This window comes from Chelativorans composti, from assembly GCF_039541695.1.
GTDB lineage: Bacteria > Pseudomonadota > Alphaproteobacteria > Rhizobiales > Rhizobiaceae > Chelativorans > Chelativorans composti.
Genome location: NZ_BAABGS010000063.1, coordinates 21,984 through 30,918, shown reverse-complemented (window position 1 = coordinate 30,918; position 8,935 = coordinate 21,984). Strand labels below are relative to the sequence as shown.

The following is an 8,935-nucleotide window of genomic DNA, read 5'->3' as shown; positions in this document are numbered from 1 at the left end:
GCGCGGGCGGCCCTGCAACCCCAACCAGCGATGCCGCCCGCGCTGGCGCCACGACCATCATTGCACTAACAATCAAATTGGACCCATCCGTCGGGGGCCGATCAGAACCTTAACAGTCAAACGATCGTTCAGGGTGGGGAAGTTGCAACTTCTGATTGTACTGTTTCGGGAAAAATTCTGCATGGCCTCCCCTGGCCAGCGTCATAACTTTCTTGCAGGACAGATCTTGCAGACGACATCAATCAACCGCGGCGGCGCTTGAGGATACCGCCGCAGTTGATTGATGTCCTGCGTCTGAGGTCGCTTTACCTTGTTGCCGAACTGCGTGGACGGCCGCGTTGCGGCGTCCCAGTCACCCGGAGATGGCTCGCCACGGCATCATCTCCTTCGTAGACCACGGGTGGAAGCTTCTGCAGCTCCGTGGTTAGTTCCCGCAGCAGAGCGAGGAGCTGTTCCATCTTGTCGCGTCCGAAGGCTGAGAGGATTTCTGCATAGATGGCGTCCGCGTAGGGCTCCATCGCGGCAATCAGCTCCCGGCCACGCTTGGTGATGGACACCTCTGCGCGCCTCAGATCATGCGGAACCTGTCGCCTGGTAATAAGCCCGCGCTCTTCCAGATCGCTGATGATCCGGGACAGCGATGGCGCAAGCAAGCCGGTCGCTTCCGCAAGTTCAAGTACTTCGAGGGCCTCGACGGTGTTAAGAGTCCGTAGAACGCGCCATTGCTGCTCCGTTACATTGAAGAGCCTGAGCGTTGAACGGAAGCGTCCCATCACTGCGTCGCGGGCACTCAGTAAGGACATTGGCAAAGACTTAGTGAACCCACGGACCCGCAGCTTCACCCGCCCACCGAAAAAATCATCCATCTTTTCATTCCCCTATCCCCGCTCCTAGAATACTTGAAAAGAGATAGAGTGCAATTGTGGATTGTAATTAGTTCGGCAATTTGTTCCAGATTTTGGACAACTGCGAATACATGACGCACCCAGAAGCGGGGATCATCAGCCTTCTGTCAGCGATGGACGATGGTTTCCTTAACATGAAGACCATCGGTCAGGTGCACTAGTTCCACCAGGGTGCCGAGCCGCAAACAGCCTCTTTCTTGTTCCATTCCGAGGAAACAGGCAGGGTCAAAGGTCGCGTGCCTCAGCGCTATTTCCACGGGTAAACCAAGGACTTCCACGCAATACCGCGCCGCCGCGTCCAGCGTGATGTCGGATCCGGCAAGCGTCCCGTCTTCAAGCGTAAGGCGCGGGCAGTAGCCTGTGCGCTCGCGCGTGACGCGGCGGCCGTTTAGCGTAAAACGATCCCGGTCGGTTCCGACCAGGGCCATCGCATCGCTCACCAGAAAGATCCGGGCCGGCCCCTGCTTGGCGGCAAACGCCAGTTTCAGCGCGCGCCAGTCCACGTGATGACCATCGGCGATCATTCCAGCCCAGACGTCGCCGCGCACCAGCGCAGCGGCCGCAAGACCCGGACTGCGGTGCGCAATGCCGCTCATCGCGTTGTAAAGGTGAGTCACGCCGCGAACACCCGCGTCGAACAGGGCGTCGGCTTCATCAGCCGATACTTCGGTGTGGCCGAGCGAGACGATGACTCCGCCGTCCGCCAGCGCCCTGACCTGATCCGGCCTGACCTGGGATGCGGCCACGGTCAGCAACAGGCGGCCGACACGCGGAGCGTAGCCGAGATAGAGATCCACATCGTCATCCGTAAGCGGACGCATCAGCGCGGCGGAATGCGCACCCTTGCGGCGGGGATCGAGATGCGGCCCCTCCAGATGCAGTCCGACTACACCTTTCCGTTTAACGCCGTCCACCGCAGCGTCCAGCGCGGCACGTGTAATCTCCAGTGTATCGGTGATCAATGTCGGCATTACGGCGGTCGTGCCGCCGATCCTGCGATGCGCCGCGGCGATGCGTTCCATCACATCCGGCGACGGCCCATCGTTCAGCATGACGCCGCCACCGCCGTTTACCTGCGCGTCGATGAAGCCCGGGGAAAGAATGCCCTCGGAGAACACGCGCCGGGCAATGCCTGGACCGGGCTGTCCGGCGAAAACACCGGCTACCCTGTCGCCCTCTGTCAGCAGGTAGTGGTTCTCAAGAAGCCGCTCGCCGTCGAATATTCGCGGCGCGATATAAGCGAGCCTGGTCATTGAGCCTGCTAGTCCTTTCGTGAGCGGCAACCCCGACACCCTGCCCGGCCAGCCCCGCCGGCCAGCACATCAAGTCGGTTCGTAGCTTGCGCGTTTGACCTTTCAAGAGACACGAGTCGCTGCTAATCATAGGAGAAACTCACAGCCTACGGTACCCTCTCCCAGATATCCGGCCGAGCGATCCTTCTCCCGGCTGCTGCACGGACAAGCGTTAAAAAATGATCCCGATCCGCCCTATTGGCGCTGTAACCAAAGGCATTGCCCTGGTCCTGCTGGCATGCCTGATCTTCTCGACGCAGGATACGATCGGCAAGCAGCTCATGCTCACAATGACGGCCTTCCAGGTCATCTGGGGCCGCTATGTGGTCCAGACGGCCGTGATGACCGGCTACCTTGCCAGCACCAGCGGGCTGCGGTTCCTCAAGACCCGTCATCCCTTCCTTCAGATTGCCCGCGGCCTCGCTCAAACGGTCACCACCGGGCTGGTCTATGTCTCGCTGCCTCACGTGCCGATCGGCGATATCACGGCACTCGTGTTCTGCTCGCCCATCCTGGTCACACTTCTGTCCGTCGTCTTCCTCAAGGAGAAGATTGGCAGGCACCGGATCGCGGCAGTGATCATCGGCTTCGTCGGCGTATACCTGATCATCCTGCCCGGCTCGGGCGAAACCAATTTCTATCACATCCTTGCTTTCCTCTCGGCCTTTTCAAACGCGACCTACATCATGATCACGCGCCACCTCGCGGGACCGGAGGAAGCGCCGGCCACTCAATTCAACACCACGGCGGTGGGCCTGCTCATCTTCACGGTGATTTTGCTGACGACAGACACGCCGCCGCCGCTTTCCTCGGCGCCAATCTTCATCCTGATCGGCGTGATGGCGGCGATCGGACATTTCTCCATGGTGAAGGGTCTGTCCTATGCGCCGGCGTCGGTGCTGTCGCCCTACCTCTATTCGCAGGTGCTATTCGCGGCTCTCTACAGCGTGTTCTGGTTCGGGGACAGCTTGCGTCTCAGCATGGTGGTCGGAACCACCCTGCTCATCCTCAGCGGCGTCTACATCTGGTGGCGCGAGCGGATCCGCTCCGCGGAATCCGCATCACGACCGTCCCGCGCGTGACTTCCTGAACCCGCGCGACAGCCATTCGGAAAAGGGGCGAAGGCCCCTTTTCCTCCACTCGCACTACGGGCCGCGCGCCGCTACCGCCCGTCGGCCGCCGCCTCGATAACTGCGATGTCGAGCTTTACCATCCGGAGCATGGCTTCGGCGGTCCGCCTGGCCCGTTCACGATCGGGGTCCATCATGAGCTCACCCAGCCGGCGGGGAACGATCTGCCAGCACAGTCCCCAGCGGTCCCGCACCCAGCCGCACTGCTCGATGGTGCCGCCGTCGCTGAGCGCGTTCCAGAGGCAGTCGATCTCCTCCTGGGTATCGCACTCGACCAGAATCGAAAAACTGTGATTGAACGGATCGAGCGGACCGGCCTCGATCGCCATGTAGTTCTGGTCGCCGATGGTGAAGCCCGCCACCTTCACCGAGCCCGCCGGCCCGCTCGGGCTCTCCGCGGGAAGCGCCGTCGTCCACAGGATCGCCGAACCCGGCACCAGTGACACGTAGAAGCGCAGCGCTTCCTCCATGTCCTTCTCGAACCACAGATGCTGAATGACCTTCATGGCAGGTCCTCCTCTCGTCCTTGACCTCCTAGGACGGACGACGAGACCCCGCACCGACAGGCTTCAGAAACGTGCCGTGCGGAATGACGATAACCAGTCGCAAGAAACAGACCTAGCGATCACACAGCATCTGGCGGATGCGCTCCAGGACGACTTCCTTCTCCTCTCCCGACAGCGCATCGACGCCGAACATCTGTTGCGCCCGCATGCCCTCCAGAACCAGGAATGCGACCAGGCAACCGACCCTGTCGCCACCTTCTGCCTCGATCCGGTCGAGAAGCTGGCGATTGAGACGGCGGATGGGCGACAGAAGATCCGGATTTTCGGAAAGAGCAGCCAGGATACCCGAAGGCGGGGGCGTCCTTCGGCTGATCTCCTCGACCACCATGTTGAAGTATTCAACCGCTACGGAAGTACCGCTGCCGCGGTCCGGCTGCTCCTCCAGGATGGCCGTCGACGACCTTTCCACAAACTGTTCGACGAGCGCTTTCAAAAGCGCTGTCTTGTTGGGAAAGTTGTACAGGAGCCCCCCCTTGGACACGCCAGCCTGCGCGGCGACAGCGTCAAGCGACAGGTGTGCGCAGCCTTGCGTCTGGGCCAGTTCAGATGCAGCTTTCAGGATTCTTTGGCGGGCAGTTCCACGGGATGACGTGGCGCCCCCTATAATCTTTATTGACTTTACAGTCCAGCCGGTACAGTAACGACTTCCCTCCGCGCAGCTCTGCAGCGCGCGGCTGCCCTGCGGGCATGGCTGAATCTGCACACGACGGGTACGTTCCCAATGATCAAGCGTTTCGTTATTGCCGCCATACTTCTGATCCTCGTTGTCGGCGGTCTGGTCGGCTTCAATCTCTTCCGTGACAAGGCGATCCAGGACTTCTTCGCGAACATGCCGCGTCCAACGGTCGTCGTCTCAGCGACCAACGTGAAGAATGTCACTTGGGAACCCACAATTCCGGCAATCGGCACAGTCAAGGCCATCAACGGCGTCGACCTCTCGGTGGAGTCCGCCGGCATCGTCAAGGAAATCCTGTTCAAGGCAAATGACCACGTGAACAAGGGCGACGTGCTCGTGCAACTGGAGGACGAGATCCAGAGGGCCGAACTCGAAGCAGCCCGCACACAGGCCGAGCTGGACCAGCAGTCGCTGAGCCGCGCGCGGGAACTCGCGCAGCGCGGTGTCGGCTCGCAGTCTGCCCTGGATGCGGCGAGCGCATCCGCCCAGACCTCGGCCGCGGCCGTCAACAAGGCGCAGGCGGCACTCAACCAGCGCCAGATCCGGGCTCCGTTCAGCGGCACGATCGGTATCCCGCGCATCGAACTCGGCCAGTACCTGCAGCCGGGAACGGTGGTGGCCACGCTGCAGGACCTGGGGACCATGCACGTGGACTTCACGGTTCCCGAGCAGCAGTTTGCGCTTCTCGAGCTCGGCCAGACGGTCCGCATCGGCATCACGGATGACGACATGCCCTTCGCTGGCAAGATCGTCGGTATAGATCCGAAGATCGATCCGTCGACCCGCCTGGTCTCCGTCCGCGCCGAAATCGAGAACCCCGACAACAAGCTAAACCCCGGCCAGTTCGTGCGCGTCCGTGTCGAGCTGCCGTCCGAGGAGAATATTCTCGCGGTGCCGCAGACGGCGGTCGTGACGAGCCTGTTCGGCGACTATGTCTTCCGGCTCGACCCGGTTGACGCGAGCGCCCCCGACAGCCCCGAGAAGCTCTATACCGCCAGCCAGGTCTTCGTGCAGATCGGCCGCCGCGAGAAGGGCGTCATCGAAATCGTCAGCGGTCTCAAGGACGGCGACCTCGTCGTCGACTCCGGCCAGAACAAGCTGAGCCACGGTTCGCAGGTTCGCGTCAATAACAGCGTCCAGCCCGTGCCTGCGGGGAGCGCCCAGTAATGAACATTTCAGCACTCTTCATACGCAGGCCAGTCCTGTCGACAGTGGTGGCATTAATGATGCTGCTGCTGGGCTTCGAGGGACTGTTCAACCTGCAGATCCGGCAGTATCCGAAGGTCGACGAGACCGTCATCACCATCACCACAGTCTATCCCGGCGCGAGCCCTGAGCTGATCCAGGGCTTCATCACGTCGAAGATTGCGGCGGCGGTGGCGACGACCGAGAACATCGACTACGTCACGTCGCAGAGCCGCCCATCGGCGAGCGTGGTCACCGTCCAGATGAAGCTTGGATCGGACCCCGACATCGCGCTGACGGAAGTCATGTCCAAGGTGCAGGAGGTGCGCAGCCAGCTACCCTCCCAGGCCGAGGACCCGACGATCGTCAAAGGTACCGGCATGACCTTCGCCACGATGTACCTGGCGGTCCAGAACCCCAACATGTCGGCGGAGCAGCTGAACGAGTACATCGAACGCGTAATCGTTCCGCGCGCTTCCACCATTGAAGGCGTGGCCGAGGTTCAGGTCCTGGGCGGATCCAAGTTCTCCATGCGCGTCTGGATCGACCCGATCAGGCTCGCCGCGCGCGGCGTGACGCCTGCGGAGGTCGTGCAGGCGATCAACAACGCCAACTACCTGGCCGCTCCGGGCAAGACGAGGAACGAGTTCGTCGCCCAGGCCATCACGACCGAAACCACGCTGCAGTCGCCTGACGCGTTCGGCGCGCTGCCGATCCGTTCGTCCGGCATCGACGTCGTGCGCCTGCGCGACGTGGCGGACGTCGAGCTGGCGGCTGCCGACACCGACACCATCGTGAAGTTTAACGGCCAGCCCGGCACCTTCCTCGGCATCTTCCCGACGCCGGCGGCGAACCCGCTGGACACGGCCGACGCAGTGCTGCGCGAGCTGCCCGCCATCCGCGCGACCCTGCCGGAAGGCATGACCATCGACGTGATGTACAACGCGACGGACTCCATCCGCGCGTCGATCAACGAGGTGTTCAAGACCATCTCGGAAGCGGTCATCATCGTCGTGCTGGTGATCCTGCTCTTCCTGGGCTCGTTCCGTTCGGTGCTGATGCCGATCGTGACGATCCCGCTGTCGCTGGTCGGTGTTCTGTTCCTGCTCTACACCGTGGGCTACTCGATCAATCTGCTGTCGCTGCTGGCGATGGTGCTGGCAATCGGCCTGGTGGTGGACGACGCCATCGTGGTGGTGGAGAACATCCACCGTCACATTGAAGAGGGCCTGACCCCGCACCAGGCCGCCTACACGGGCATGCAGGAGATTTCCACGGCCGTCGTCGCCATGACGATCACGCTGGCCGCAGTGTTCGCGCCTCTCATGTTCACCGGCGGCCTGACGGGCTCGCTGTTCCGCGAGTTCGCCTTCACGCTGGCCGGCGCAGTGGTCCTCTCCGGCATCATCGCGCTCACCGTAACGCCGATGATGAGCGCGCGCATCCTGAAGTCCGGCCATCACACGAAGCTCCAGCAGTTCGTCGATCGCTGGCTCACACGCATCGAGAACCGCTATGAGCGGCTGCTGTCCGGCTCTCTCAACTATCGGCCGGTCACGCTGATGATCGTGATCGTGCTGGTGGCGCTCACCGGCTTCCTGTTCATGAAGACCTCGACCGAGCTGGCGCCGGAGGAGGACGAGGGCGCCCTGTTCTCGCTGATCAATGCGCCGCGCTACGCGACGTCGGACTACACGGAGCTCTACACCGACCAGATCTTCGACCTGACGAAGGATCTGCCGGAGCTCAAGGCAACCTTCAACGTCGTGGGCATGGGCGGCCAGCCGAACAGCGCCTTCGCCGTCTGGGCATTCAAGGACTGGGACGAGCGCACACGCTCACAGAAGGAGATCCAGACCGATCTGCAGGCGCGCATCGCGCCGGTGGCCGGCGTGCAGGCACTCATCTTCGCGCCGCCGTCGCTGCCGGGTGCCGGTGGCGGCCTGCCGATCTCGATGGTGATCCAGTCGACCGGCGACCCTTCGCAGGTCTACGAGGTGGCGGAGACGATCAAGCAGAAGGCGACGGAGTCCGGACGCTTCATCGTCGTGCAAAACTCGCTCGCCTATGACGCCCCGCAGGTGGTGGTCGAAATCGACCGCGAGCGCGCAGCCGCCCTGAACGTGCCCGCGAGCGCGATCGGCAACACGCTCGGAGTTCTCGTCGCCGGCGCCAAGGTCGCGCAGTTCGACCGCGACTCCAACAGCTACGACATCATCCCGCAGGTGCCGCAGGAGTACCGGCTCAACCCGGAGAACCTGCAGCACTACTATGTGCGCAGCTCCACCGGCGAGATGGTGCCGCTCGATGCGGTTATCCGCGTGCGGACCCAGGCATCGCCAGCATCGATCGAGCAGTTCAACCAGCTCAACTCGGCGACCATCTCGGCGATGCCGCTGCCGACGGTGACCACCGGCGACGGTCTTGCCACGCTCGAGCAGATCGCCCGGGAGGTGCTGCCCGAGGGCTTCTTCATCGACTACTCGGGCCAGTCGCGCCTCGAAAAGACCCAGGGCAACACGATCGCCATCGCATTCGCCCTGGCGGTGGTCGTGATATACCTGGTGCTGGCGGCGCAGTTCGAGAGCTTCCGCGACCCGCTGATCGTGATGATGTCGGTGCCGCTGACGATCTTCGGCGCCGTGGTGCCCCTGAACATCGGCCTCGGCACGCTGAACATCTACACGGAGGTGGGCCTCATCACGCTGGTGGGCCTGATCACCAAGCACGGCATCCTGCTCACCGAGTTCGCCAACCAGCAGCGCGAGCTGCATGGCCTGAGCAAGCGTGACGCCATCATCGCCTCGGCGAAGGTCCGCCTGCGCCCGATCCTGATGACGACGGCCGCCATGGCGCTCGGCGTGGTGCCGCTGATCATGGCCGACGGTGCGGGTGCAGCTGCCCGCTACTCGATGGGCCTGGTGATCTTCTCGGGCATCCTGATCGGCACGGCCTTCACGCTGTTCGTGGTGCCGATGTTCTACACCTACATCGCCAGCGACCACACCGCGCGGCGGGAGGAAGACGAGGCGATCCCGGCGGCCACAGAGCATCCGGCCTGATCCAGGTCGCCAGTCTCCGGAACGAAAACCCCGCCCCGGGCGTCCGGGGCGGGGTTCTTTTTTGCGTCAGAGATGATTCGTCAGGGACCGGAACCCAGAAGCCCTTCCGCCCCGATCTC

7 protein-coding genes are annotated in these 8,935 nt (G+C 62.7%); 3 read left to right on the top strand and 4 right to left on the bottom strand.

Going from position 1 to position 8,935, the window contains the following annotated elements; translation table 11 throughout:
• Window positions 1–305: 305 nt before the first annotated feature.
• On the bottom strand, window positions 306–866 hold the full coding sequence (gene hpaR / locus ABD906_RS11305) for a homoprotocatechuate degradation operon regulator HpaR (RefSeq protein WP_345099509.1): 561 nt from the start codon (window positions 864–866) through the stop codon (window positions 306–308).
• Between the two features lie 146 nt (window positions 867–1,012).
• Window positions 1,013–2,158, bottom strand: a complete 1,146-nt coding sequence (gene nagA / locus ABD906_RS11300) for an N-acetylglucosamine-6-phosphate deacetylase (RefSeq protein WP_345099508.1) — start codon at window positions 2,156–2,158, stop codon at window positions 1,013–1,015.
• Between the two features lie 218 nt (window positions 2,159–2,376).
• Between nagA and ABD906_RS11295 the strand changes: the two genes are divergently transcribed.
• Window positions 2,377–3,279, top strand: a complete 903-nt coding sequence (locus ABD906_RS11295) for a DMT family transporter (RefSeq protein WP_345099506.1) — start codon at window positions 2,377–2,379, stop codon at window positions 3,277–3,279.
• Window positions 3,280–3,359: 80 nt separating this feature from the next.
• Here the strand turns inward: ABD906_RS11295 and ABD906_RS11290 are convergent, their stop codons facing one another.
• Window positions 3,360–3,833 carry a VOC family protein gene (locus tag ABD906_RS11290; protein WP_345099505.1) on the bottom strand — a complete coding sequence of 158 codons (474 nt, stop codon included), beginning with the start codon at window positions 3,831–3,833 and terminating at the stop codon, window positions 3,360–3,362.
• A 112-nt stretch (window positions 3,834–3,945) separates the two neighbouring features.
• Window positions 3,946–4,596 (bottom strand): TetR/AcrR family transcriptional regulator, encoded by a 651-nt coding sequence (locus tag ABD906_RS11285; protein WP_345099504.1) that lies wholly within the window; start codon window positions 4,594–4,596, stop codon window positions 3,946–3,948.
• An 18-nt stretch (window positions 4,597–4,614) separates the two neighbouring features.
• On the opposite strand from ABD906_RS11285, the gene ABD906_RS11280 reads away from it, so the two are divergent.
• The gene (locus tag ABD906_RS11280; protein WP_345099503.1) at window positions 4,615–5,736 is read left to right on the top strand and encodes an efflux RND transporter periplasmic adaptor subunit; all 1,122 of its coding nucleotides are present in this window, start codon (window positions 4,615–4,617) and stop codon (window positions 5,734–5,736) included.
• Entirely contained in the window at window positions 5,736–8,816 is a 3,081-nt protein-coding gene (locus tag ABD906_RS11275; protein ID WP_345099502.1) for an efflux RND transporter permease subunit, read from the top strand. Before ABD906_RS11280 ends, ABD906_RS11275 begins: the two co-directional genes overlap by 1 nt.
• The last annotated feature ends 119 nt before the right edge of the window (window positions 8,817–8,935 follow it).